Genomic DNA, 25,050 nt, shown 5'->3' with positions numbered 1-25,050 from the left:
ATTTATAAGAGTTGCAAAATAATAAAAATAATTAACAATACACTATGAGTATTACACCTAAAGGAATAAGTATATTGGAATTATATCGACTTTATAGAGAGAATAATCTTATTGTTAATCGTAGATACCAACGTAAACTTGTATGGGCTAAAGCAGAGAAAGCGTCTTTAATAGAAAGTATTCTTTTAAAATATCCTATTCCACTAATTTTGTTTGGAAAATTTAAAAAAGATGGAAGAGATATGTATGAAATTATTGACGGAATGCAACGATTAAATTCTATTTTTGGCTTTATCGAAAACCAATTTTCAATTCATACTAAGTTTTTTGATGTTACAAAGCATCCATTAGCTAATGAACTAAGTAATCAAGACGTATTTAAACGAGTACAAACAAGTATAGAAAATTTATTAAATGCTCAAGAATGTATAGATTTTTTAGAATATTCATTAGCTGTTACTATATACGAGGCTAATAGTAATAAAGAAATTGAAGATGTTTTTAATAGAATTAATTCCAATGGAAAACACTTGTCTGCTCAAGAAGTAAGATCTGCTGGAGTTACAAGTAATTTTGCAGAATTAGTTAGATTATTAGCTTCTGAAATTCGAGGTGATGTATCAAGAGAAATTGTTCCTCTTTCAGAAATGCCTGAGATTAGTATTGATTCTAAATCTATAGATTTAGGATATGGAGTTCTTGCAGAAGATACATTTTGGTGTCGTCAAGGTATTATAAGTAACTCTGATTTAAGGGAGAGTGCAGATGAACAACTCTTAGCAGATATAATACTTTCTATAGCTTTAGGAAAACCTTTTCCCGCAAGAAAGGAGAACTTTGATGCTTATTATGGCAAGGGAGATACAGATAAATCAGATGAAATAGAATTAGCAGTTACACGCTATGGGACAGATAACCTTAAAAAAGATATTAAAGCTATATTATCACAAATCAAAAATTCTGTTAATTCAGTCTCATTAATAGACTCAGCAAATGATAAAAACTTTCTCAGAAAGATTCTTAGTCGTGACGGAGGAGTTAGTAACCCAGTTAAGGAGCCGTTTTATACATTATTTATGGCTTTTTATGACCTAATAATTCAAGAATCTAAAGAACCTTTTGATTATCAAGCAATTTTTAGCGCTGTAATGGGACTTATGACAAAAATAGAAGTAAGCGCTAGTATTACATCTGATAAAAGAACAAGAAATATTGGTCTTACGAAAGGACTAATTCAAAATTATTTTAAATTGTCAACATCTACAATACGTAGTAGTGGCTCTTATGCTATAGATTTAGAGAACTACTTAAGGAGATCAAAAACAGAAGCTCCAAATTATGATTTTAAACAAGGACTGTTCTCGTTAAATCCTTCTAATCGAATTTTTGATAACAATTGTTTTGAGAAAATTTGCCAAAATATTGCAGCTATGGCAAATCTCGGTAAAGGAAAAAAAGGCTATATATTTTTAGGAATATCTGATACAGAGAAAGATACCAAGCTAATTGAAGAACTTGATAAAATTTCTGCTCCTAAATTCTTTCCATTTGGTATCGTAGGACTAGAGCGAGAAGCAACACTTCAAGGTATAAAACTCGATGAATATATACTGAACATAAGTCGAAAAATTAGAGACTCAAAATTACCTGAATCCTTAAAAACTAGTGTAAATACAGCGTTAACACCTATTACATATCATGACCACACAGTATTAATGATTGAAATTCAAGCAGGAAAAGAGCCTGTTTGGTATGACAACAAGCTCTATATCAGAGATGGGCATGAAAAACAGCCTCAAGATGTATCGGGTGAAAAAATTAGTGCAGTTTATAGCTTATTTAGTTGAAAAATAAGAAATATATCAGCCAAAATCATGCAAAAGCAGCTTAAACAAATGGTTGTATCCGATCCAAAAGTGATGATGGGAAAACCTGTGATTGTTGGTACACGCATCACTGTTGAGTTAATTCTAGAAAAGTTAGCTGCTGGTGAAACCCCAGACCAAATTTTAGAATCACATCCGCGACTCACACGCGAATCAATTCAAGCAGCTTTAGCATTTGCCGTTGAGGCTTTACGATATGATGTCATTTATCCTATTGTTGAGAACGCTTCTTGAAATTTCTAGCAGACGAGAATTTAGATTGGCAGATTGTTGAGCGTTTGCGTCAAGATAGCCATTTAGTGTGGTACGTTGCTGAAATGGAACGGGGAATTTCAGATGACGTAGTGTTGGATTTAGCCAATCAAGAAGAAGCAATATTATTAACATCTGACAAAGATTTTGGTGAGTTAGTTTTCCGCTTACGTCGTATCGTATCAGGTGTTGTATTAATTCGATTAGCAGGCTTATCTACAATCAGCAAAACAGAGATTATTGCCAATGCAATTAATCAACACAATGCTGAATTAATGGGAGCGTTTACTGTTATCACATCAACAACAATCCGCATTCGCAAACTTGATAATTGAATACTGAAAATAAGGTTACTTTACTATTGCAGATGGTGATGCTTATGATATCAATCTTGAGGATTATCATTAACTCCTGTGTTAATATCGTCTAAAATGGCTAGACATCGATACAGTTAAATAAATTATCAACTAATGAGTATTAATTATGGATAATTGGCAAGATATTACTGATACTCGATTAGTCAGACCAATACATCCTGGGGAAGTAATTGCAGATATTCTAGATGAGTTAGATATTGACACTACGAAATTTTCAGAAATTTTAGGAGTATCTAATCAAATAGTTAATGAAATTATTAATTGTCAAAGCTCGATTACAGTAGACATAGCAATCCGTCTTGGTAAAGCATTAGGAAATGGCCCTAGACTTTGGCTCAATCTTCAGCAAAAAGTAGATGTTTGGGATGCTTTGCAAAGCCATAAAGAAGAATATGAGCAAGTCATGACATTGGTTTAGAAGAATAGATATTAATACAAACTAGCATGAGTATTGGGAGCATAGCTATACCATAGCCCACAAAAGATATAATAATTTTGTAGATTATGGGTATTGACTTACTTAATTTTTCCTAGTGGCAATATCAGTATGAATGCTTTAACAGTCAATCTGCAATCCGTCTTGGACTTGACAGATGAGCAGTTTTTTAATTTATGTCAAGCAAACCGCGATTTGAGATTTGAACGCACGGCTAAGGGAGAATTGATTATTATGCCACCTACGGGGGGAGAAACCGGAAATCGTAACGCTGGGATAACTGCTCAACTTTGGATCTGGAATGAGCAAGATAAACTGGGAATAGCTTTTGATTCCTCGACAGGTTTTAAACTTCCTAACGGCGCAGACCGTTCCCCTGATGCTTCTTGGCTGAGACTAGAACGCTGGAATGCACTAACTCAGGAAGAAAAGACAAAATTTATACCACTTTGTCCCGATTTTGTCATTGAGTTACTTTCGCCAAATGATAGTTTAAAAGTTGCTCAGGAAAAGATGAGGGAATATTTAGATAATGGTGTGCGTTTAGGTTGGTTAATTAATCGCAAATCTCGACAAGTGGAGATTTATAGGCAAGGAAAAGAGGTTGAAGTATTGGAGTCTCCTACCACAGTGTCAGGGGAAGATGTTTTAAAGAGTTTTGTATTAAATCTTGGTTTAGTGTGGTGACAGAAAAAAGGCAGCCATTGTTAAAGAATTTGTGTAGTTTAATAAACACCAAATTTAATTAATATTGCTTATTGTCTTCTTGAATGCTTTCCATCATTCTTTGGTCTACTGATCTGTGAAGTAGCACTACAAAATGTAGAAATTATTATGCAGGAATGGATTGAAACTGCTCAAGAATTTGGTCGTCTAATTCCTGAACCACGACAACGTTTGATGTCTGCTTAATTTAAAATAAAAAGGCGATCAACAAACAGGCTATCTTCGCAGCTTACCGGAGGTATCGCTTTTAGGGATGTGGAGAGTGCGATGTTTTAGTATTCGCTTCGCACAATTAGTATAATTTATCTAACTCATATTACCAGAATGAAATGCCAGCTAAGGATATTTACCATGATGCTGTTAAAAATGCCTTAATTAAAGATGCCTGGACAATTACAGCTGATCCTTATTTTTTGCAGTATGAAGATGCGGAACTTTATGCTGATTTATTTGCTGAAAAAGCTATATTAGCAGAACAAAAAGGACAAAAAATAGTTGTTGAAATTAAGAGTTTTATTAGTCCTTCTCTTATGAAAGATTTTCAAAATGCCCTAGGTCAATATATTCTATACAGAGACATCTTGCAATTAGCCAATAAGAACTATGAGATATATTTAGCAATTAGAGATACAATTTTTGATACATTCTTTCAACGAAAATCTATTCAAGCAGTAGTAGAACTACATCAGATTAAGTTTATTATTTTCAATAATGAAAAAGAGGAGATTACTTTATGGAAAAAGTAGCAGAATATCGGCAGTTAATTAAACAGGTGCTTACCGAATATGATCATTTATCTCGCCAATCACCTGATACTCATTCAGAAACTTGTTTAGTATTTGATGAAATTCATGATCATTATCTCTGGTTAACAGTAGATTGGCAAGGTAGCAAAAGACTTAAATATACTCATGTTCATATCCGGATTAAGAATGAAAAAATTTACATAGAGGAAGATTTTACAGAGGAGGGAATAGCGACTGAATTAATCAGATTGGGCGTAACTAGCAATGATATTGTGCTTGCTTTTCAGCCTCCCGATGTGAGAAAGTTTACAGATTTTGCACCAGCTTGATATACAAACAAGTTGAAATATATGCTAAAAACGCTTTGGGCTACTGTTCGACAAGGAAAGATAGAACTGCTAGAGTTTGCGGAATTACCAGAAGGAACAAGAGTGCTAGTAACGCTGCTTCCTGATGATGAAAATGAATTTTGGCTTCAAGTCAGTCAAACATCACTAGATGCAGTTTGGGATAGCGCTGAGGATAATGTCTAGAATAGTTTGTAGACTAGGGGTATTGACTTACTTAATTTTTCTAGTGGCAATATCAGTATGAATGCTTTAACAGTCAATCTGCAATCGGTATTGAGCCGAGATACGTGTAAAAACCTGCAAGATGGTCTGGAAACCGTTACTATATCTACATTTCAAAGATTTCTGGTGGAAGATTAATAGCAGCTTCCAATGGTTGGGGAATATTATGTAAATTCACCACATAATCACCGTATCTTTTGATACCAAGAAGGTAGGAAATAGCAAACACAGGCCCAGATTGACCTTGAGTATCTGCGTGCAAAGTATCCGGTTGAATATCTGAGAGATTTTTCAACAACCCATCCAAAATATAGACAGCCTCCCACACACCACAGGTGATAAAGTGGGTAAACAAAGCAATATATTTATCAGAGACATGGTGATAAGCAATACCACCATAACCACCGTAGCGGATGTGATACTCGCTGTGTAAATTATTCTCGTATATCTCAAACTTGCTTCCGTCAGCAGCAGCCTTCTTCCCTGTACCCCAACAAGACGGTAAACTAAAACGGTTGTACGTATTGATAATATCCCGAATTGCCGCTTCAATTTTGGCAGCACTAATATGGCGACGGTTTGTATAAGAAATCATGTGAGAAGTCACTGCACCTTGGGAATGACGAGCCATCTGATTTGGGCCAAGATTACAGCCATAGCTAAACGTAGTAAAAATATAACGTTCAGCAGGCTCAGATATTTTGGGTTCGCTTCCTGAAAACAGACCAAAATGCCTTGTCCAGTTCAACCAATGCTCAACATTACAAAGGATTTCTAAGATACTACGTTCCGGCATTAAAGCCCGAATTTTTGATTCTAATTCTTCCACTTCATGCGTTTGAGCTAGGGATGGAATTCTTTTAAGTACAGGTTCTCCATCTTTATTGATAGTGAATTGTTTATCAACCGCACAAATCTTATCTACAGCGTCAGCGACAATCGTTAATTTATCCTGTAGGTGTTTAACAAAATCATCCGGGTTAGCAGGAAATTCAAGTAAGCGACAGTATGACTCTATCAATGGTTCACATTCAGCATGACTCAATAATTGTTCGCGGAAATCGGCATAACTTTCTGAACCTACAACACAAGCATCTCCTGTTTTAAATTCAGTCGCCAGGTTTGAAAAGATGCAAATTTCTAACTGCTGACGAACCAAAACCTCAGTGCCATCAATTTCTTCTACAACTAGCGCACGCCAGTTACTACTAATAAAATCTAAATCAATCTCATTAGGTAAATACTTAGCACGTTTGTGTTCATGGTCTAACACGAACTTTAATGCTTTAATTACTGATTCATCAGCAGAAGTAGAGAGAATATCTAAAGAACGTACCAAACTAAAAAGTGCTTTCCGATTGGCAGAATAAAACCGCCACATCAACGGTAAATGGTTGTTGGTGTTATACGCCGCAATCTCATCCAACTTTTGCAGCAACAATTCTGTACCACCATGTTCATCCAAAATTGATTGCACCTGTTCTCCAAAAACAGCATTATCCTGAGTTTCTTTGGCTTTTGTCGATGCTTTTAATACTTGCCCCAAGGTAGCCAATAACTCTGATGTTTCAGTTAAATGTTTATCGCGTAATTCCTGCAATCGCTGTTTAGCATTATTTTGAATCTTGAGGATACGTTTAATGAACATATCGACAAGATAATCACGGGTTTTCACCTGTGCCTCGTACAATAGACATAACAGCAATGTCCGACGTTTGGGTAAATTGATATCTTGAAATTCTGAGATATCCAAAGCCCTAGCCTGGGACGCAAAATGTCTAACTTTAGTTCTGGCAATACTTTGCAGCAGTCGCTTGGCATCACCAAAGGTCATAAGAATATCAAACTTACTTTGTAGGAGTTTTATCCCACTAAGTTTGGCACTTTTCGGTGGCGATTTTAGTAAATTAAGAGTAGCATTTTCATCTACCTCATTATCTGTAACCACCAGTAATTGGTCTAAATAAATCTGCTCATTGATGGAAAGCCCCTCAGAACAAAGTGCAAACAAGCGATTATTGACCATTGAACGAATGTGGCGAATTAATCGGTCAAGGGTGCTAAATGCTGGTAACTCGTATCGTTCTTTAACTAATTCTTCAATGGCTACATTGATTAAATCAGCAGGATGGTCTTTTACCTCAGCAGCTTCTGCAACTAATGCGGCTATTAATCTTTGACCTGTTTTATCATACTGTTTGACTTTCAGGTAATCCCGAATCGCCTGAAGATAAGTGTAGCGTTGGCGTTCAGATGGGACTGCTTTTACCCAATCTTGTAACTTTAAACACGACCGTATATGACGGGTAACCGCAATCGGTACTAATTCGGGGTGGGGAAAATAACCAAGTCGTTGGAAGGATTTTAGCATGACCATAAAACTAAGAAATCCTTCGTGGCTCTTAGTTTTGGACTTTGCAAACTTGATTTCTGCGCTTTGTGGGGTATAAAGCTCTGCAAGCTCTTTCGGGCTGGGAAATTGTTTGAATTTAGGATATGCAGTCCGGTCAATTAAGGTCATTCAAGTGATATTTGCAACATACAAAATGCCCAAAATAACTAGATAACGGTTGATCCCTCACTGTTCAACCCCATAGTATTTTATATTCTTTGTGGTAAACAGCGATAATTGTCATCAAAATATGGTTGCTTACTATCTCGCTTGCTTTAATTTTTGAAGAGAATAGTTCCAGGAATATCAGTCTAATTTATCAACTTTAGTCAACAGATTGAAGGCAAGACGTGCAGCTTCTTCTGCTTTTTGTGATGTAACTTTTTGATAGCGTAAAGTTGTTTGGATACTTTCATGACCCATCAATGCACGCAGTTGTTCAATACTAATTATGCCTACGCGCTCTGTGGCAAATGTATGTCGTAAATCATGAATACGAACACCTTGAAGGAGTGAGTGTTTATTGGTAATTTCTCGCCAGTAATCATGCAGTGTTCGGTAGCTCATTCTACTGATTTTCATCGTCACTGGATGCTGTGCTGTAAATAAGGCGAGTGATTGTTTATGTCGGTCGTAATTTATATATTTATTTAGTGCTATCGCCGTAGCTTCGTTGTAGAAACACCACCTTTGTTTATTTCCTTTTCCCAATACTTGAAATTTCCAATTAAGGAGGTCTACCGATTCTAGATTTAGTGCCAAAAGCTCACCAATTCTACATCCTGTGTGATGTAATAAATGCACAATCGCGTTAAGGCGGGGGTCATCGGCTACAGCGTTATACAGTATTTCTAACTGTGATGGAGTTAAGAACCGTATAATTTCATCTGTGCGATGTTCACCTTTTTCTCGTGAAGGTGGACGCTGTTTGATTCCCCGAATGGGGTTGGATTTTATGTATCCTTGTTCTATGGCAAAGTTAAATAGGCTTTGTAGTATCGCTTGATGCTTGTTGTGAGTTGTATATTTTAAATGTGTCAGGGTATTTAAATACTCGACTAATGTTTGACGACTGATAATTTCAATTGGCCCAACTTCCATACTCTTGCAGTAACAATCCCAAGGTCAGAGAATATGTCTCCTTGGTACTGAATGCCAACCCAGGACGTTCTAAAAATTCAACTACGACAGTGGCTAATGTTACTGTCTGTTTCACTTCAATTTGTGTGATTCTCTCAAGGTTTTTTCTGACTCAATCATATATCTTTTAGGCATGAAGCAAGACATCCTCTTATGGATACTTTAAAACTGCCTCGACCCCAAGAATCCCTGGCTGACTATATCAAGCGCATTAGAACATCTGTTGGGATGACTCAGTTTGAGTTGGCTATTGCTGCGGGAATTCATTCTCGGTCTATTGGGAAGATTGAACGAGGATTAACCACCAGACTCAATCATAAAACGCTGCGTGGTCTTGCTGGTGGCTTAGGCATTCCCCAGGAATATCTGGAAGCTGTTGAAAGGGGTGAATCCGTTAAGCCTGTCAGTGCAGTTAAGTTTTGCCCGCATTGCTGGACTCCTGGGGCGAATCCCGATCCTCTCTGGAGTCAAGTTAGGGCTAAGTTTTGTTATCTGTGCGGTATGCAGTTGCAGACGAGTTGCGCTCACTGTGGTGAGTTAGTTGTGTCTTTGAAGTATAAATTTTGTCCGATGTGCGGCAAGTCTTATAAACAGAAGAGTCAAAATCGCTGAAACATAGACACAGCAACTGTTTCCAGACCATCTTGCCGAAAATTACACGTATCTCGGCTCAATACCCAATCCGTCTTGGACTTGACAGATGAGCAGTTTTTTAATTTATGTCAAGCAAACCGCGAATTGAGATTTGAACGCACGGCTAAGGGAGAATTAATTATTATGCCACCTACGGGGGGAGAAACGGGAAATAGGAATGGTAGAATCAATCAACAATTAATGAATTGGGAAGTTGAAGTATTAGAGTCGCCTAACACAGTTTCAGGGGAAGATGTTTTAAAGGGTTTTGTGTTAAATCTTGGCAGAATATGGTGACAGGAAAAAGCAGTCATTGTCAAATAATTTCTGTAGTTTAGCACGATAAAAATTAAAATGATGACCAGTTCATTTTACAACTTTACTTCAAATTATATCCTACTGGAAAATCTGAAAAACCATTAAACTATCAATTGCTCTAACACTAACATTGATAAACCTGGTAGCGATGGTAAACGCGCATCATTAGTCAAGAAAAACGATGCACCTCCACGAATAGCAGCAGCAATCTGAATAGCATCTGGGGTTCTTAAGTTGTAATTTGCTCTTAGTTGAGCAGCAGTTTCCGCTATATCTGGAAAAACTTCGATAGTTGTCAATTCTTGGGAGTTGAACAGAATATCACGATATTGTTGAGCTAATGTCGTGTTTCCTTGCCGCAAGGGATAGACTAAGACTTCAGTGATAGTCAAAACTGATGTGACAACACTAAATTCACCACGAAACATTGCTTCAAAGAAAACATCTGTAATATCCAAATAATTAGGATTTTCTTCAATAAAATAAATAAGTGGTGCAGTATCCAATCCCACAATTTGATCATGTAACTGGACTAGCCATTCCATGAATCACGTTCCTGATTGATATATTCTTGAGCATCAATACCATTCCAAACTTCTTTACCCAACCCACGCAATTCTAAAATGCTACGCTTTGGCTGAGATGTCATCGTCACCCTTTGACTAATTAAACTAGATAAATCTTCAATTAATCGAACTTGTTCTTCAGGGGTTAAACTTTTAGCTTGTTGTAATACTTCCTGATAGCTAGACATAAGATTTACACTTTTAGTTTTCTGCTTTATATCTAAACATGAGCTTGAGTATATTCCTAAGATTCAGGAATTACGGCAATACAATCAATTTCTACTAGCACATCTTTAGGTAAGCGTGAGACTTCTACACAAGCGCGGGCTGGGGCTGTGGCTTCGTCAAAATACTGGGCGTAAACTGCATTCATGGCGGCAAAATTGTTCATGTCAGAGAGAAATACACTAGTTTTGACGACATTTTGCCAACTCGCCCCGGCGGCTGTCAAGATGGCTTTGAGGTTAGCGAATACTTGCTCAGTTTGCTTTTTTATATCATCTCTGTGGACAACATCACCTACTTGGGGATCGATCGCAATCTGTCCAGCAACAAATATCATCTTACCACTAGCAGCGATCGCTTGATTGTAAGGGCCAACGGGAGCAGGTGCTTGATCGGTACGAATAACTTGATGAGTCATAGATATCACTTTTTCTCACAATACTGCTGATTTACTAACTTTTACCGCAAAGGCGATCGCTTGTAAACTTCTTTCTAACCCAACCTGGGACGTATCCCATAATGACGATATCGCCAATAGTCTTGCAGAATGCGATCGTGATCAAAGCATAAGTTGCTAGGTACTTGCCAAGGTTCAAAAATACCTACACTTTTAGCATCATCTCCCGCTTTCGGTTCTCCTGTAGCGGTTGCCAAAAAGACAATACTAATAGTATGCTGACGCGGGTCACGGCTGGGATCAGAATATACCAAAAATTGTTCGATTAATTCCACTTTTAACTCTGTTTCTTCCTCTGCTTCCCGCCTCGCCGCTACTTCCACCGCTTCCCCATAATCGACAAAACCTCCAGGAATAGCCCAACCCAAAGGCGGATTATGTCGTTCAATCAAAACAATCGGCCTATGAGGTCGGTCTACCAATTCAATAATAATATCAACCGTCGGTGCAGGATTTTTGTAAGTCATAGTTAATAGTCAATGGTCAATGGTCAGTGGTCAATGGTCAATGGTCAATGGTCAGAGACTTTCAAACTTGTCCCCTATCACCTGTCACCTGTCACCTCTACCCTGTCACCTGTCCCTTGTCCCCTTCTTCCATTTTGAATTTTGTTAGCGCAGCGTAAAGCCTTCTCTTTCAGAGACGCTAACGCGAACGGCATAGCTTCGCTTAGAGCGAGTCCGCGATAGCGCAGCGTTAGCGACGCAGGAGCGTCGCGTCATTTTGAATTTTGAATTGATTTGTCTCCCTCACTCCCTCTCTACCGATAGCTTTCCAAGGTAGCCTTGGCGTGATAGATTCGATGGGATCGCTTCCTCCTGAATGTCAAAAATATGCCTTTTCGTAGATCAAGTGGCGTTTTGCTGCATCCCACCTCGTTTCCCAGTCGATATGGTATTGGGGATTTAGGTTTAGAAGCCTACAAATTTATCGATTTTCTTGAAAAAAGCTATCAACAATATTGGCAAGTGTTACCGTTGGGGCCGACTGGATACGGTAATTCGCCTTATATGTCATATTCGGCGATCGCTGGTAATCATTTGCTCATTAGTCCAGACAAATTACTGGATGAAGGTTTGCTAACTGAATCAGATTTTGCCAATTTACCAGACTTTGACACCCACAAAGTAGATTTTGACAAAGTTGCACCGACAAAGATTCAGTTACTCAAAAAAGCTTGTGAGAATTTCAAAACCAAAGCATCATCGATACAGCAGAAAGAATTTGCTGGGTTTTGTGAAACTAAAGCCTATTGGTTAGATGATTATGCCTTATTTATGGCGCTCAAAGATTCTCAAGATAGCGCCAGTTGGCATACTTGGGAACCAGAGTTAGCCAAGCGTGAACCAGAAGCCTTAGAGCAAGTGCAGCGTCAACTCACTGAGGAGATTTTTTATTATAAGTTCATCCAGTATGAGTTTTTCCGCCAGTGGTCTGATTTGAAGAGTTACGCCAATATGCGGGGGATCGATATTATTGGCGATATTCCGATTTATGTGGCTCATGATAGCGCAGATGTCTGGGCAAATCCAGATATCTTTTGCTTGGATGAAGAGACGGGAGAAGTTGCACTGATGGCTGGGGTTCCACCCGATTATTTTAGTGCTACCGGTCAGTTGTGGGGCAATCCAGTTTATAACTGGGAAAAATTGCAGCAACAGGACTTTAAGTGGTGGGTGCAGCGTTTTGAGGCGATGCTAGATTATGTAGATGTGATTCGCATTGATCACTTTCGGGGTTTTGAAGCTTTCTGGGCTGTACCGCAGGGGGAAGAAACTGCTATCAATGGTGAATGGGTGACAGCGCCGGGAGAAGAGTTATTTGATACGATTAGACAAAAGTTAGGGAAGTTACCTGTCTTAGCTGAAGATTTGGGGATCATTACACCAGAGGTGGAAGCATTACGAGATAAGTACGAATTTCCAGGGATGAAGGTTTTACAGTTCGCCTTTGGTTCTGATCCTGGAAATCCGTTTTTACCTTTCAATTATGCTCGTAATTTTGTTGTCTACACCGGCACTCACGATAATGACACAACTGTGGGCTGGTTTAATACAGCTAATGATTACGAGAAGCAAAATCTTTCGCTTTATTTAGGTTGCATTGATCCCCAAGGTATCCATTGGGATTTAATTAGGCTGGCTTTAAGTTCTATTGCCAATCAAGCAATTATTCCGTTGCAAGATATTTTGGGTTTAGGTAATGAAGCGCGGATGAACTTTCCTAGTGTGGCTGAGGGTAATTGGGAGTGGCGTTACCATTCCGCAGGGTTGAGTGATGAATTAAGCGATCGCCTAAAAGTTCTCACTAAACTCTACGGACGCGCCCCGCAGGGGAAACACGACTAATTCGTAATTCGTCATTAGGCCAAGATAATTTTTGGGTATCAGGGTGTAGAAGTGTAATGTTTTTAAGCACCTACACCCCTATACCCCTACACCCATCTACACCCCTATACCCCCATACCCTGACATTTTTATGGTTTAGCGGCTGCAATCTTCACCTCTTCCTCCTGTCCTGGTTCTCCCATTTCCTTGGCTGCTTGCTGATTTACACTCATCAGTACACCACCAGCATTAGTGGTTTTTACCGTTAGCTGTTCTTGGGCTTTCCAAACTCGGTGAGTGCCTTCTGGTAAAGTACCTTCAAACTCGGTTTTACCATCAGCTATGACGCGAATCCAGGATGATGCTTTGAGAGTGACACCAATCTGCACTGATTGATTACGTTTATCGCTGCTGAGGCGATCGCTGACTGGTTGGATTTTATTTGATTGTTGTGGTTGAGTGTGTTGAGAGTTGACAATAGTTTCTTGATCTATCGGTAGTGGAGCGTCTTGATTATCTCCCCGTAAATCAGCATTATTCAATAACTGAGATAGACTGCTGACAGAGCAGATAATGACAAATATGTAAAGTACATAAAGATGAATAGGACGCAGCAAACCAATTGATTTAGTTTGACCCACAGACTGAGAGTTTATTGGCTGAGAATCTACAGGAAAATGACTAGCAAATTCTGTACCTTTAAAGCCAAGTGCATCAGCAAATTGCCTGACTAAACCTTGAATATAAATTGGTTCTGGCAAATCTTGGAGATTGCCTGCTTCAATGGCTTGTAATAGCCGCCGGGGAATTTTGGTCATAGCGACCATTTCTTCCAAGGATAGACCTTTTTCTTGACGCGCAGTCCACAGTTGTGCGCCTAGTTCTGCTAACTTCTCGGCTCTTTGTTGGTCTAGGGAAATTTTTGGTGGCTCATTCTGCTTTCTTTTTAGCCATTTCATGACTTTTCTACACTCCTTACCTCAGCTGAATCTTTAATAGGTACGTCCTTTACCTGTTCTTGCAAACAGCGAATTTCGTCATCTTGGAGAACACGATAGTTCCCTGTGGGTAACGGGGGTTTTTGTGGTGGTTGTAATTGAATTGAACCGATCGCACTGCGATGTAACTCAGTGACTGGATATCCTAGCTGTTGGGCGATGCGGCGAATTTGGCGATTTCTTCCCTCCTGTAAGACAATTTCTAAGCGACTTTGATCAGCGAGACTTTCTAGGAAGCTTACCTTGGCTGGACGGGTTTTTCTCCCGTCTAACAGCACACCCTGTCGCCACATTGCTAACACGGCTTCAGGGGGATGGCCTTGAACTAAAACTTGATAAGTCTTGGGAATACTATGACGTGGATGAGTCAGCTTGAACGTCAAATCTCCGTCATTTGTCAGTATTAATGCTCCTGTAGAATCAGCGTCTAGCCGACCAACTGGATGAAGCCCTAAACCTTTACGTAATTTCTCTGGCAGTAAATCTAACACAGTTTTTCTGCCTTGAGGATCGTAGCAGGTAGAAACTACGCCGACAGGTTTATTCAGCAATAAATATGTCAGATGAGGATGCTGTTGGGCAGATACTGATTTACCATCAACAGTAATTATATCTCTGTCAGGGTTAACTTTTTGACCTAGTTGCGCCAAAACGCCATTAATCCGCACCCGCGATCGCCGAATCATTTCTTCAGCTTCTCGACGTGAGGCAATACCCCATTGAGAAAGAACTTTTTGTAACCGTGCCTCCATGTAGAAATTACTGATACTACTTTAAGGATTTATATAGTCAAAACTGACGTACTTTTAGAGATTGCTGACTCTTATTTATCAATGCTCAAGGGTCTAAAGTCCCAAAAAACTCGATTTTGAACATCGACTTTTGCCTAGTCAACACCCTTTTTCGGGTTGATCTATGTCAAGTCCGTCAGTCCTCATCACAATCATAATATTGACATTTCATAGATGGTAGCCATAAATGTTACAGTTAATGCTGATTTAAGTTCAGTTTCATACTGAGTAAATACCCATTAACCAGTGGTTAAATGCCAGACAATAATTCACAAACCAGAAATTTAAGCAAAATCCGCATCATTACCAACATCCTGACAACAGCCATCAAGTTGTGGCTGCGATCGCAAGTCAGCCAAGTCTCTCAACTCGATGTAGAGATTCAGGCTAGCGACAAGCAACTGCTCTCCGGTTCCATTCCTGGGGTGTCTATATTTGCTAATCACGCGATCTATCAAGGCCTCCATATTACACAAATTAAACTCGCAGCAGAGAATATTCAAGTCAATATTGGCCAAGTACTTAAAGGGCAGCCACTGCAACTGTTGCAGGTAGTACCTGTAAGTGGCGAATTGCTCATAGAAGCAAAGGATCTAAATAGTTCTTTATCTTCTGAGCTATTGTCTACTGCTTTAAATGATGTACTGGATAAACTTTTACCAGAATACGTCCCAAAATCCAAGCCTATTTTTTGGCAAGAGATAATTCTGGACAACCATCAAATCAAACTGAATGCTATCCTAACACCTACAACTGAACCTACACCCCTAGAAATTTGCTTACACATAGAATTGCTGAGTGGGCATGAGTTGCAACTATCAAAAATCCAAGTAAAGCAAAACGCAGTAGCGCTGTTAGACGGGATCGATACCTACAACTTGGATCTTGGTTCCGATGTCGATATCCAAGAACTCACCTTGATCCCCGGTAAATTGGTGTGCCGTGGACGAGTCAATGTCAACCCGTAAGATATGGGGAGTGGGAAGAGGATGGGGGGATGGGCAGAGGGGCAGAGGGGCAGAGGAGAAAAACTTCTTAACTCACTCCATCACTCACAACTCAGCACTCAGCACTCAGCACTCACAACTCAGCACTCAGCACGGGCTAAACGCCCCGCTTCCGCTAACAGCACTCAGCACTCAGCACTCACAACTTACTTAAAAGTGGCAAGATCAGAGTGACAAAATAGAATACTAGCGGGGCTGTGAAGATGTAACTATCAGTGCGGTCTAGGATACCACCATGACCGGGAATTAATTGTCCTGAATCCTTGACTCCAGCATCACGCTTGAGCATCGATTCAGTGAGATCGCCTAAAAGACTCGCCAAACCAATCAGTAAACCTAGTGTCATACCAGTAAAGAAAAATTTGGGTAATTCCAGATAATAAGCACCAACCAGAGCAACAACCAAACTAGCACTGATCCCAAAAACCGCACCTTCGACTGTTTTCTTGGGGCTGATATCAGACAGGCGAGTTTTACCAAAGAATTTACCTATGGTATAAGCGCCAATATCTGCTGCCCAAATGCAAAAAAAAGTCAGTGCTGTCATTTTCAAGCCTAGTGGTAGAGAGACAAAATTTTGTTCTTCTAGAATGTCTTTCCAGGCGGTAGGCCAGTATCCACCCAAGGGCAGATTACTGACTGCTGTAGTACCTATAGCGCGTAGCCTGACCCAAAAACTAGGCAAATAGCCCACATAAAATAACCCCATAATCGATGCTGAGACATCAGCGATCGTTGCCATTTTCGGCTGAAATAGGAGATAAAAACAAATAATAGTGCCGGCGATCGGCATGACAGCATCAGCTAAATTGCCATCCAGGGTACAAATAGCCAGCAAAACGAGACTGAGGAAGATAGTAGTTTTTGCTGCCGGCAAAATGCCTCTAGTTCGTACTAAATTAAAATATTCCTGCTGTCCCAAAAAGACAACAACTGCAAGCAAGATGGTGAAGTACCAACCCCCCAACAAGACAGCAACTAAAGCAAGGGCGATCGCAACAATTCCGCTAATAATCCGAGACCAAGGCATATGAAGTATTTGGGAGTGGGGATTGGGTATTGGGGATTGGGGATTGGGGGATTGGGGATTGGGGATTGGGGATTGGGTATTGGGGGATTGGGTATTGGGTATTAAATGTAAGAATAAGATCAATATAATTCATTACTCGTTTTCTAGTTCCCAGTCCCCAGTCCCTAGTCCCCAGTCCCTAGTCTAGTTTCTCACCACTGAGGATAAAAATAGGATCAACTGCCGCGAAGGTTTGAGAAAATCCCCTGGTTTCTAAGCGATTGACAGCAGATTGAACAACTTCGATATTTCTCGCTTGTAATTGAGAAAAGCTCTGGGAAATAGCATACAAGCTTTCGAGATTGCTGGCTGTGGCAATTACCCTACCTGATGAGGGCAAATACTCCCACACTGCCTGCAAGATATCTTGTATGGGTCGTCCTCCCTCAATACAAACTCGATGGGGAGCAACTGCGATCTCATGTAAACACTCTGGGGCGCTACCTTCCACGATTTCCACATTTTTCACATCGAAGCGATCGCAATTGCGTTTAATTAAATTAGCGACTTCTTCATCTCGTTCTATGGCAATAATCTGTCCTTGAGGACAAAGTAGTCCCACTTCTACAGGGATTGTCCCTGTACCCGCACCAATGTCCCACACAACTGAATCAGCTTCTAAACGTAGCTGAGAAATCAGCAACAGTCTAATTTCTCGTTGACTAAGGGGAATTCCCGGTAAATGCTCGAATAACTCATCGGGAATACCAGGAGTAACATAAGGCCAAAGTTGGGAAGGCATAGGAATACACGATTATATTTAAGATATAGTCAATCCAGTTTTTTACAACGTAGCGTTATTAACCATCATCATGATCGGAGAAATTTTCCACGCTCGCTACGAGATGCACAAGCAATTGGGGAAAACAGCAGGGCGACGGACGCTACTAGCTAAGGATGTTGTCACTGATGAATTGGTAATTGTCAAGTTGCTGGCTTTTAGTAGTGATTTTGAATGGGATGATCTCAAACTGTTTGAGCGTGAAGCTGAAACTCTAAAATCTTTATCACATCCCAGTATCCCTCGTTATTTAGACTATTTTGAGGTAAATTCTCCCACAATTAAAGGATTTGCTTTAGTACAGAGTTATATCCCGTCTCCAACCTTAGAGCAATATATCCAGTCTGGCCGCACTTTTAGTGAATCTGATGTGCAACAAATAGCCAGAGCGATTTTAGAGATTCTCATATATCTACATGGATTATATCCGCCTGTGATCCACCGTGATATTAAGCCTAGCAATATTTTGCTGGGAGAGCGTTCTGGTCATAGTGTTGGTCAAGTTTATTTAGTAGATTTTGGCTCAGTTCAAACAGCCTTACATACAGAAGGCGGAACCAGAACTGTTGTTGGAACCTACGGTTATATGCCGCCAGAACAGTTTGGTGGACGCACAGTACCCGCTTCTGATCTTTACAGTTTGGGTGCAACATTGATTTATTTAGTTACAGGTTCTCACCCAGCCGATTTACCCCAAAAGGATTTTCGCATCCAGTTTGCATCGGTAGTTTCTCTGAGTTCGGGTTTGACAAACTGGCTAAATTTGATGATTGAACCGAGTTTAGAGCGTCGGTTGGATTCCGCACAAGCAGCATTGACAGCTTTAGATCAGCCTGAGTTAACAAGTACAACTAGTACTCTCACGATTGGCAAACCAGCTGGTAGTAAAATTCACCTCACGAAGAATGAGGATAGCTTAGAAATTTTTATCCCTCCAGTTGGTTCTCAACCGGGAATGGTGTTTACCGGTTTATTTGCGATCGCTTGGAATTCTTTTATCCTATATTGGACTATCAATGCCATCTCCACATCTGCCCTAGTAGGACTCCCCCTACCTTTGTTCTCACTGCCTTTTTGGGGTGTTGGTTATTTAATGGTCTACACTTTACTGATGCGTTTATTCGGCAGTGTTCGACTACGTTTGCATAGTCAACAAATTAGCCTCACCCGTGAATTATTTGGCTTTAAATTCCATCGCCCCCGCCCCTCGCCTAGAGACAGTATTACCAAGTTAGTTTACATACAACCACATTTGAGCAAAGATGCAGATGGGACTCAAACCCAAACCCCAGCACAACTATATATTTGGGCAGGAATACAAAAATATCAGCTAGGGATGAATACTGGGATAAAATCAGCAGCAGAGTTAGAATGGTTAGCTCAAGAATTAAGCAATTGGTTGGATATGCCAGTTGATAGAGAATGAATCAATTCAAAATTCGTCTTGAAAAGTTTGCCGGGCGCGGGAAACCCGCGCAGGCAACTTTCCGCAAAATTAAATACAGTAAATATTAAGGTAGGGTGTGTTACAAATCAGTTAACAGTTATCAGTTATCAGTTACCAGTTAATAAACACTGTTCACTGTTTACGCACCATGTTTCTCGGTGCGTTAAGCGTTGCCATAACGCACCTGACAATTCAAGGTTTACTTTATAAATCACCTCTCAACGCCGGGAAAATACATCATTTCAACACAAAACATTCAAAATTTAATTTTTTATTCAAATACAAACTATTTTCCTCAGCAACATAATTTTATCACTTGATATTACTGCCAATATGGCTCCTATAAAAATCTACAAGCCGATATTATTATTGGAAATTTATTGGCAAACAGCCAAACTACAAGCATTTGCTCTATATATCGGGTTAAAACACCATATATGAGTAATCTTGATGAAACCAATGCTCATAAATATCTACATTGGTTTAATTATGATTATGAATTTCTAGTTCAGCCATATTTGGTGTTTTAGATAGGTTCAAAAAGCATATTTTCTCAGCTAATTTAGCTGCAAATTAACTGCATATCATGGGGATTGTCATCATCATGAAAACTATTGCTAAAAAGGTTCGTAATGAAATCATCAGAAAATTATATCGTTTACCTGTGGTGAGCAATCCAGCCGCACTTGCGTATCAAACGGCAATCATACATCACATCAATCAACTACCTGTGATTTCAGCGAATGATCTCAACTTAATTAACACTCTCCAACAGGAAGGTATTGTTACTACTTCATTAGCAGAACTATCAATTCCCTCAACTCCAGAAATGCTCCAATCTGCACAAAAATTGCTCCCAAAAATTTCCAATACTCTTCCCACAAGCAAAGACGAATTTACAATTCATGCCACTTCCGAGCAAATCATCGAACATTCGGAAATCTTTATGTGGGGACTGCAACAACGGTTGCTGAATATTGTAGAAAATTATCTTGGTCTACCAGTAGCCTATCATGGTGCTTATTTTCGTAGAGATATCATTAGTCCAGTTCAGAAAAAATCAAGACTATGGCATTTAGACAAAGAAGATCGAAAAATGTTCAAAGTGATTGTTTATCTTAATGATGTCAATGAAGATAGCGGGCCATTTCAATATATTCCTAAGTTGTTCACCTCATCTATTGCTGAATCTTTAAGATATGACGATAACTACATCACAGATGAAATTATGCAACAAGTGATATCTTCAGCTAACTGGAAATCCTGTACAGGCATTGCAGGTACAGTTGTTTTTGCTGATACGGCAAATATCTTTCATAAAGGTAAGTTACCAGTATCTTCAGAGAGATTTTCGATATTTTTTGACTACACATCTAGAACACCAAAACACCCATTTTATTGCAAATCTTCTCTTGCTGAAAAAGATTTGTTCACAATTAGTAAAAATCTGTCTGAAAATCAAAAACAGTACATTTTTTGGCGATAAATTATAATTTAAAGGATATTGGACAAGCAAGGTTAGGTTTTTATTGTAATTGCTAGATATAGGAATTTTATAGTAGTTCTATTTGATTTGTAAAAATCAGCCAGTAGGGTGTGTTACGGCTGTGCAAGAATTTAGGAGTTTGAGAGAGTAAGAATTAGCCGTAACGCACTATGTCTATCAGTGCGTTAAACGTTGCCATAACACACCCGACAATTTAAGGGTTACTTGATAATTATAAATTACCTATTATATCCCCAACTTTTTGAAGAGGATGGGGATCTTTGTATTCATGTTAGCATAGCGAGTGTCTTGAACTTGATTGGTTCACCGATTTTTACTTAGATTGTCATGTCAAACTGTTCTGGAAATGGATTGCTGATAACATTACTATACCCAGCACTAAAATCACCAAATTGACTTTTAATCGTTGGGGTTTCTGCTGAAACGCGATACTCAGAGGACTTAGGCAGTTCGAGTGAAGGTGAATAATTGAACGTTAGGGAATAAGTGCAGCCGTCACCTAAGATGCTACCTTGTGCGTTTGTAGAGGCTAACTCTACCTTTGGAATAGCTGCTCCTCCAGTAACGTTATGCCATATTTCTGCCTTCACTTTAATTTGGTTACAAGCAACAGATGTAGTATCAGTGCCATACGCAATCAGTTTTCCTCTAATAGTGTGTGAACTGGCTGTATTATTAACTTGAGCCGAAGTGTTCATTATTTGTAATGGCTCAATTTTAGCTTGGACTGCAATTGTACTAGTAATACTCAAAATGCTAATTCCCATGAAGAGAAAAAACTGTGGTCTTAACATAACGAAATTATCCTTTTTACGGTAGTTATATCATCATAACTTGACTCTAAAATCACGTGAGTTTGTGAGTATTTTTATTATTAACCGTTCATTAAGAAGATATTAAACTATTTGTGTTAGTTTACTAACATTTTCAGTACTAACTACCATAATCACTATAAAATACGTATTTATACTAAATCAAATATTTTCCTTAATACTAAAATAACTTTATCTTAAAAGCATTACAGACAATTAAATCTAAAATTTGCATTTAAAAAATCCTATGCTAAAGTGTTGTTTTACACTGCCAATTTTAGGGGTCAAAATATCATGGTGCGGCAAAATATATGCTTAATGTTTGCTCGTGACTCCTGAATTCTTTTTTGAAAATCACTAGGACAGATTCAATGATTAAATATCGCCAATTTTCTAAATATCTGGCTTGTTTGTCTTTAACAGCAGTATTAACAGCTGATTTAGCTACTCATTCAGTTGTTGCTCAAACGGTGATTAAATCATCTGTTGGTTTAAATGGTAAGAGTGTGACATTCAGTTGCAATGATAGTGAGTCGAGCATCAAAGCTAAAAATGGCCCCAAGGTATTGATGGGGCGAACAACTATTTATATCGGTTATCAGCAGGTATCATCTGTCAATAAAGATCCGCGCATTATTCGTTTTGATAATGGTGTGAAAACATGGTGTCGTAGTGATTACGAAACAACAAATGATGATGGGACAGGTTACGGTTTGTATTGGGATGGGGGAAGCGCTTTATATGGTGTTTTCTCTTCCACAGGAACCCAAACTGGTAATGATTTTCGGCGCTTTGCTAGTAAAGGTTGGCTGACTAGTTATGGCAATGGTGGCGGCGCAAAAGTTGCAGTTTTGGCTCAGATTAATCCTGCGAATGGCAACATTTTGAGTGCCAGCTATGTATCTGCTAAAAGAGCTAGTACTGGTAAAACTAACTCTTTGATTGTGACTAACCTGTCATGGAATAGTACAAGCAAAACTTTAACTTTGCAAGCTGATTCAGCCTGGACTCCCCGCCGTCCTGATAAAAATCCGATGACTTGTACTGCTTCACCCATCAAATATACAGCTACATTTGCTAGCGATTTGACAAAGGTACTTGCTGCTTCAGCTACGAACTGTTATTAACTGTCAGCAAGTTCGTAATTACGTAAGCTAGATTTTTTCCAAGTTTTCAGGGTTGTATCGCCTCACACAGTAGGGAACAGGGAACAGGAAACAGAATTGAAACTCCCTTGATATATGGCTTTGTTCTGAAAATTTCTACCTCATACCAATTTAATAATGATTGCCGGATTTGCGATGATGCACTGCTGTCACGCCATCTTGATTGAGGACTTTGCCATTTTCAACAGTGGCATAAACTAACCAATGATCGCCAGATTCCATCCGGTTTTGGACTGAACACTCTAAGTATGCAAGGGCATCTTCAAGTACAGGGCTACCATTTTCGGCTGCTGCGGTGGTGACATTAGCAAATCTGTCTTCGGCTGGGGCAAAGGGTTTGAGGAATTGCTTCATCAAGCCTAAGTGACTGCCTTCTTTGAGAATGTTGAGTACGAATTTGTTACCAGAGTGTGTCAGTGTTTCTACGGCGCGGTCTTTGGCAACAGCAATGGTTAAACCAGGGGGATTAAAGCTGGCTTGTGCTACCCACGAGGCTAACATGGCGCTAGATATTTCCCCTTGCTTGGCTGTGACAACACATAGGGAACCGACAATTCTACCCACGGCTTGTTCTACACTAGTAGCCGGGAGACTTTGAGTGCGGACTTTCCTGGCTTTCTTCAATGCTTGGGCAAAATCGGTTCCCGCTTCTTCGCATAGTTGCAGTGTGACTTCGTTGGGCTTAAATTTGACGCGGATGGCATCAAAACCAAAGCGATAACCAGCGTCTTTTAACTTACCTTCGATTAAATCAACGGCTTCACCACTCCAACCAAAGGAACCAAACACCCCAGCTAGTTTATTGTTAGTCGCAGTCGATAAGACAATACCTAAAGCTGTTTGTACTGGTGTGGGTGCATGACCGCCCAGCGTAGGCGAACCAATGACAAAGCCAGCCGATTTTTCTATTGCTGCTTGGATTTCCTCTGGGGCGGCAAATTCGCAGTTAATTGATTCTACCGCTACACCAGCTTTTGTAATCCCACGAGCGATCGCTTGAGCTAAGGTTGCTGTATTCCCATAGGCTGAAGCATAAATCAAGGCTACTGTCAAGTCTGCTGATGTCTGCTGTTGACTCCATTCCCGATAGGCATGAGTCAGATCGATTAAGCCGTAACGCACCAAGGGGCCGTGTCCCGTGGCATATAGGCGTACTGGTAAATCTGCCAATTTATCTAAGGCAGTTTCCACTTGCCGGGCATGGGGAGCCATCAAGCAATCATAATAATAACGGCGGTCTTCGTTGATAGTTTCCCAACCTTCATCAAATACTTGATCCCCGCAGATATGCGCCCCAAATAGTTTATCTGAGTAAAGAATCTCTGTTTGGGGATCATAGGTGCAGAGTTCGTCGGCGTAGCGGGGGTTGGGAGTAGGCACAAATTGCAAATTATGTCCCTTGCCTAAATCGAGGGTTTCGTCTCCCCGCATAATCAATATTGGTAAATCAGGATTTTCTAATGCGCCTCGCAAATTGATTGCACCAGGGTTAGAACAAACAAAGGTAATTTGGGGTGCTAGTTCCCACAAAGTTTTTAAGGTAGCTGCTCGGTTAGGATTAATGTGACCGAGAATCACATAATCTATAGTTTTTAAATCTAGCCGTTTTTGCAAAGCATCTAGATAAATTTGGGTAAAAGTTTCTCCAGGCGGGTCAATCAAGGCAATTTTATCGCCTTGAATTAAATAAGAATTAGCTGTCGTTCCCTTGGCTAAAGCATACTCAATCTCAAATCTGAGTCTTGTCCAACTGCGCGATCGCAGGACTGTTGTATCTGTGCCAATGGGCAGGATTTGTACGTCGCGGGGTTTAGTTTGGGGCATAGTTTTTGAATAACTTCTTTTTTTAAGTATTTATTTTTAATTCTACGCATTTATGTGCCGGAATATGGCATCTGGACACAGCAATAAGGATATCCTCAAAGCTTATCCCTATCTGGAAGAAGCTGATACTTATGAGGCACTTGCCCATGCTGGATGGTGAGTTGAAGTTTAAAATAAGCTCAGATAGATTTAGACCGATTTTTAAAAGTTTTGTCACCTATGACTACAGACATACAATTTAACGCTAAAGTCAATAACGGTACAATCGAAATTCCTGTTGAGTATCAAGATGAGATACACAACGCCGAAATAGTGAAAATTGTGATATTAAAGCCCTCGTCAAAAAAGAAACGTTTTCCACCAACGGGTATCATAGCGCAGCTAACTGCAAATCCTATCCAGATTGCCGATTTCAAACAACTTACCAGAGAAGAAGCAAATGAACGCTGGTGAGGTGACACGATGCTTTGTAGATTCCAATATTTGGCTTTATCGTTTTATTTTAAACTCTAGCGATCGCAGTGCAATACAAAAGCAACAAATAGCTACAACAGTTAAGATACAAGGCTGGGTTAAGTAGCGCAACCCAAAAAAA

At 39.6% G+C, this 25,050-nt stretch carries 29 protein-coding genes and 2 pseudogenes; 19 read left to right on the top strand and 12 right to left on the bottom strand.

The window, feature by feature from the left end:
• The first annotated feature begins 44 nt into the window (after positions 1–44).
• From FD725_RS18030 to FD725_RS17995, 9 genes and pseudogenes are all read left to right on the top strand, one after another.
• Positions 45–1,847: a DUF262 domain-containing protein gene (locus FD725_RS18030; RefSeq protein WP_179049411.1), complete on the top strand. Its 1,803-nt coding sequence runs from the start codon at positions 45–47 to the stop codon at positions 1,845–1,847.
• A gap of 48 nt (positions 1,848–1,895) precedes the next feature.
• Positions 1,896–2,120 (top strand): DUF433 domain-containing protein, encoded by a 225-nt coding sequence (locus FD725_RS18025; RefSeq protein ID WP_256871651.1) that lies wholly within the window; start codon positions 1,896–1,898, stop codon positions 2,118–2,120.
• Entirely contained in the window at positions 2,117–2,473 is a 357-nt protein-coding gene (locus FD725_RS18020; RefSeq protein WP_179049409.1) for a DUF5615 family PIN-like protein, read from the top strand. The genes FD725_RS18025 and FD725_RS18020 overlap by 4 nt, the downstream gene beginning before the upstream one ends.
• Positions 2,474–2,621: 148 nt before the next feature.
• Positions 2,622–2,933, top strand: a complete 312-nt coding sequence (locus FD725_RS18015) for a HigA family addiction module antitoxin (RefSeq protein ID WP_179049408.1) — start codon at positions 2,622–2,624, stop codon at positions 2,931–2,933.
• Between the two features lie 129 nt (positions 2,934–3,062).
• A complete protein-coding gene (locus FD725_RS18010) occupies positions 3,063–3,638 on the top strand; it encodes a Uma2 family endonuclease (RefSeq protein WP_179049407.1) in 576 nt (191 codons plus the stop codon).
• Between the two features lie 123 nt (positions 3,639–3,761).
• A pseudogene (locus FD725_RS32575) lies at positions 3,762–3,863 on the top strand (type II toxin-antitoxin system HicB family antitoxin); the annotation flags it as partial.
• A gap of 143 nt (positions 3,864–4,006) precedes the next feature.
• A complete protein-coding gene (locus tag FD725_RS18005; RefSeq protein WP_179049406.1) occupies positions 4,007–4,423 on the top strand; it encodes a XisH family protein in 417 nt (138 codons plus the stop codon).
• Positions 4,411–4,752: a XisI protein gene (locus FD725_RS18000; RefSeq protein WP_179049405.1), complete on the top strand. Its 342-nt coding sequence runs from the start codon at positions 4,411–4,413 to the stop codon at positions 4,750–4,752. Before FD725_RS18005 ends, FD725_RS18000 begins: the two co-directional genes overlap by 13 nt.
• A 21-nt stretch (positions 4,753–4,773) precedes the next feature.
• A complete protein-coding gene (locus FD725_RS17995; protein ID WP_179049404.1) occupies positions 4,774–4,956 on the top strand; it encodes a hypothetical protein in 183 nt (60 codons plus the stop codon).
• 145 nt (positions 4,957–5,101) lie between these two features.
• Here FD725_RS17995 and FD725_RS17990 read toward each other — a convergent pair whose 3' ends face one another.
• A complete protein-coding gene (locus tag FD725_RS17990) occupies positions 5,102–7,516 on the bottom strand; it encodes a Tn3 family transposase (RefSeq protein ID WP_179049403.1) in 2,415 nt (804 codons plus the stop codon).
• A 177-nt stretch (positions 7,517–7,693) separates the two neighbouring features.
• A pseudogene (locus FD725_RS17985) lies at positions 7,694–8,603 on the bottom strand (tyrosine-type recombinase/integrase).
• Positions 8,604–8,680: 77 nt separating this feature from the next.
• Between FD725_RS17985 and FD725_RS17980 the strand changes: the two are divergent.
• Positions 8,681–9,139, top strand: a complete 459-nt coding sequence (locus FD725_RS17980) for a zinc ribbon domain-containing protein (RefSeq protein ID WP_179049402.1) — start codon at positions 8,681–8,683, stop codon at positions 9,137–9,139.
• Positions 9,140–9,214: 75 nt separating this feature from the next.
• Positions 9,215–9,457 carry a Uma2 family endonuclease gene (locus FD725_RS17975; protein ID WP_256871650.1) on the top strand — a complete coding sequence of 81 codons (243 nt, stop codon included), beginning with the start codon at positions 9,215–9,217 and terminating at the stop codon, positions 9,455–9,457.
• Positions 9,458–9,579: 122 nt separating this feature from the next.
• On the opposite strand, the gene FD725_RS17970 is transcribed toward FD725_RS17975, so the two are convergent.
• From FD725_RS17970 to FD725_RS17955, 4 genes are all read right to left on the bottom strand, one after another.
• Complete coding sequence (locus FD725_RS17970; RefSeq protein ID WP_179049401.1) at positions 9,580–10,023, bottom strand: PIN domain-containing protein; 444 nt, start codon at positions 10,021–10,023, stop codon at positions 9,580–9,582.
• Positions 10,011–10,232 (bottom strand): hypothetical protein, encoded by a 222-nt coding sequence (locus tag FD725_RS17965; RefSeq protein ID WP_179049400.1) that lies wholly within the window; start codon positions 10,230–10,232, stop codon positions 10,011–10,013. The genes FD725_RS17970 and FD725_RS17965 overlap by 13 nt, the downstream gene beginning before the upstream one ends.
• Positions 10,233–10,288: 56 nt before the next feature.
• Positions 10,289–10,687: a RidA family protein gene (locus tag FD725_RS17960; protein ID WP_179049399.1), complete on the bottom strand. Its 399-nt coding sequence runs from the start codon at positions 10,685–10,687 to the stop codon at positions 10,289–10,291.
• Positions 10,688–10,761: 74 nt separating this feature from the next.
• Entirely contained in the window at positions 10,762–11,193 is a 432-nt protein-coding gene (locus FD725_RS17955; protein WP_179049398.1) for an NUDIX hydrolase, read from the bottom strand.
• Positions 11,194–11,559: 366 nt separating this feature from the next.
• On the opposite strand from FD725_RS17955, the gene malQ reads away from it, so the two are divergent.
• Complete coding sequence (malQ, locus tag FD725_RS17950) at positions 11,560–13,074, top strand: 4-alpha-glucanotransferase (protein ID WP_179049397.1); 1,515 nt, start codon at positions 11,560–11,562, stop codon at positions 13,072–13,074.
• 128 nt (positions 13,075–13,202) lie between these two features.
• On the opposite strand, the gene FD725_RS17945 is transcribed toward malQ, so the two are convergent.
• Together FD725_RS17945 and FD725_RS17940 are read right to left on the bottom strand one after the other, a co-directional pair.
• A complete protein-coding gene (locus tag FD725_RS17945) occupies positions 13,203–14,012 on the bottom strand; it encodes a RodZ family helix-turn-helix domain-containing protein (RefSeq protein WP_179049396.1) in 810 nt (269 codons plus the stop codon).
• Entirely contained in the window at positions 14,009–14,803 is a 795-nt protein-coding gene (locus FD725_RS17940) for a pseudouridine synthase (protein WP_179049395.1), read from the bottom strand. The genes FD725_RS17945 and FD725_RS17940 overlap by 4 nt, the downstream gene beginning before the upstream one ends.
• Positions 14,804–15,096: 293 nt before the next feature.
• Here FD725_RS17940 and FD725_RS17935 point away from each other — a divergent pair, with 293 nt between their 5' ends.
• Positions 15,097–15,810 carry a DUF2993 domain-containing protein gene (locus FD725_RS17935; protein WP_179049394.1) on the top strand — a complete coding sequence of 238 codons (714 nt, stop codon included), beginning with the start codon at positions 15,097–15,099 and terminating at the stop codon, positions 15,808–15,810.
• 178 nt (positions 15,811–15,988) lie between these two features.
• Here the strand turns inward: FD725_RS17935 and FD725_RS17930 are convergent, their stop codons facing one another.
• Together FD725_RS17930 and cbiT are read right to left on the bottom strand one after the other, a co-directional pair.
• Positions 15,989–16,879, bottom strand: coding sequence for a phosphatidate cytidylyltransferase (locus FD725_RS17930; RefSeq protein WP_179051577.1), 891 nt, complete (start codon positions 16,877–16,879; stop codon positions 15,989–15,991).
• A 178-nt stretch (positions 16,880–17,057) separates the two neighbouring features.
• Entirely contained in the window at positions 17,058–17,660 is a 603-nt protein-coding gene (gene cbiT, locus FD725_RS17925; protein WP_179049393.1) for a precorrin-6Y C5,15-methyltransferase subunit CbiT, read from the bottom strand.
• Between the two features lie 70 nt (positions 17,661–17,730).
• Between cbiT and FD725_RS17920 the strand changes: the two genes are divergently transcribed.
• Both FD725_RS17920 and FD725_RS17915 read left to right on the top strand, forming a co-directional pair.
• Entirely contained in the window at positions 17,731–19,125 is a 1,395-nt protein-coding gene (locus FD725_RS17920; RefSeq protein ID WP_179049392.1) for a serine/threonine-protein kinase, read from the top strand.
• Between the two features lie 625 nt (positions 19,126–19,750).
• Positions 19,751–20,632 (top strand): 2OG-Fe(II) oxygenase, encoded by an 882-nt coding sequence (locus FD725_RS17915; protein WP_179049391.1) that lies wholly within the window; start codon positions 19,751–19,753, stop codon positions 20,630–20,632.
• 338 nt (positions 20,633–20,970) lie between these two features.
• Here the strand turns inward: FD725_RS17915 and FD725_RS17910 are convergent, their stop codons facing one another.
• Positions 20,971–21,447 carry a hypothetical protein gene (locus tag FD725_RS17910; protein ID WP_179049390.1) on the bottom strand — a complete coding sequence of 159 codons (477 nt, stop codon included), beginning with the start codon at positions 21,445–21,447 and terminating at the stop codon, positions 20,971–20,973.
• Positions 21,448–21,836: 389 nt separating this feature from the next.
• Between FD725_RS17910 and FD725_RS17905 the strand changes: the two genes are divergently transcribed.
• Entirely contained in the window at positions 21,837–22,592 is a 756-nt protein-coding gene (locus tag FD725_RS17905) for a hypothetical protein (RefSeq protein ID WP_179049389.1), read from the top strand.
• Positions 22,593–22,742: 150 nt separating this feature from the next.
• On the opposite strand, the gene FD725_RS17900 is transcribed toward FD725_RS17905, so the two are convergent.
• Positions 22,743–24,455, bottom strand: a complete 1,713-nt coding sequence (locus FD725_RS17900) for a diflavin flavoprotein (protein ID WP_179049388.1) — start codon at positions 24,453–24,455, stop codon at positions 22,743–22,745.
• 52 nt (positions 24,456–24,507) lie between these two features.
• Here FD725_RS17900 and FD725_RS17895 point away from each other — a divergent pair, with 52 nt between their 5' ends.
• From FD725_RS17895 to FD725_RS17885, 3 genes are read left to right on the top strand one after another with little or no spacing between them, the layout of a single operon-like run.
• Positions 24,508–24,615, top strand: coding sequence for a DUF433 domain-containing protein (locus FD725_RS17895; protein WP_179049387.1), 108 nt, complete (start codon positions 24,508–24,510; stop codon positions 24,613–24,615).
• A gap of 59 nt (positions 24,616–24,674) precedes the next feature.
• On the top strand, positions 24,675–24,908 hold the full coding sequence (locus FD725_RS17890; RefSeq protein WP_179049386.1) for a hypothetical protein: 234 nt from the start codon (positions 24,675–24,677) through the stop codon (positions 24,906–24,908).
• On the top strand, positions 24,895–25,035 hold the full coding sequence (locus FD725_RS17885) for a hypothetical protein (RefSeq protein ID WP_256871649.1): 141 nt from the start codon (positions 24,895–24,897) through the stop codon (positions 25,033–25,035). Before FD725_RS17890 ends, FD725_RS17885 begins: the two co-directional genes overlap by 14 nt.
• The last annotated feature ends 15 nt before the right edge of the window (positions 25,036–25,050 follow it).

Source organism: Nostoc sp. TCL26-01 (genome assembly GCF_013393945.1).
In the GTDB taxonomy this organism is placed as follows: Bacteria; Cyanobacteriota; Cyanobacteriia; order Cyanobacteriales; family Nostocaceae; genus Trichormus.
The sequence above is the reverse complement of the archived record's forward strand: the minus strand, read 5'-3'. Positions and strand labels throughout refer to the sequence as shown.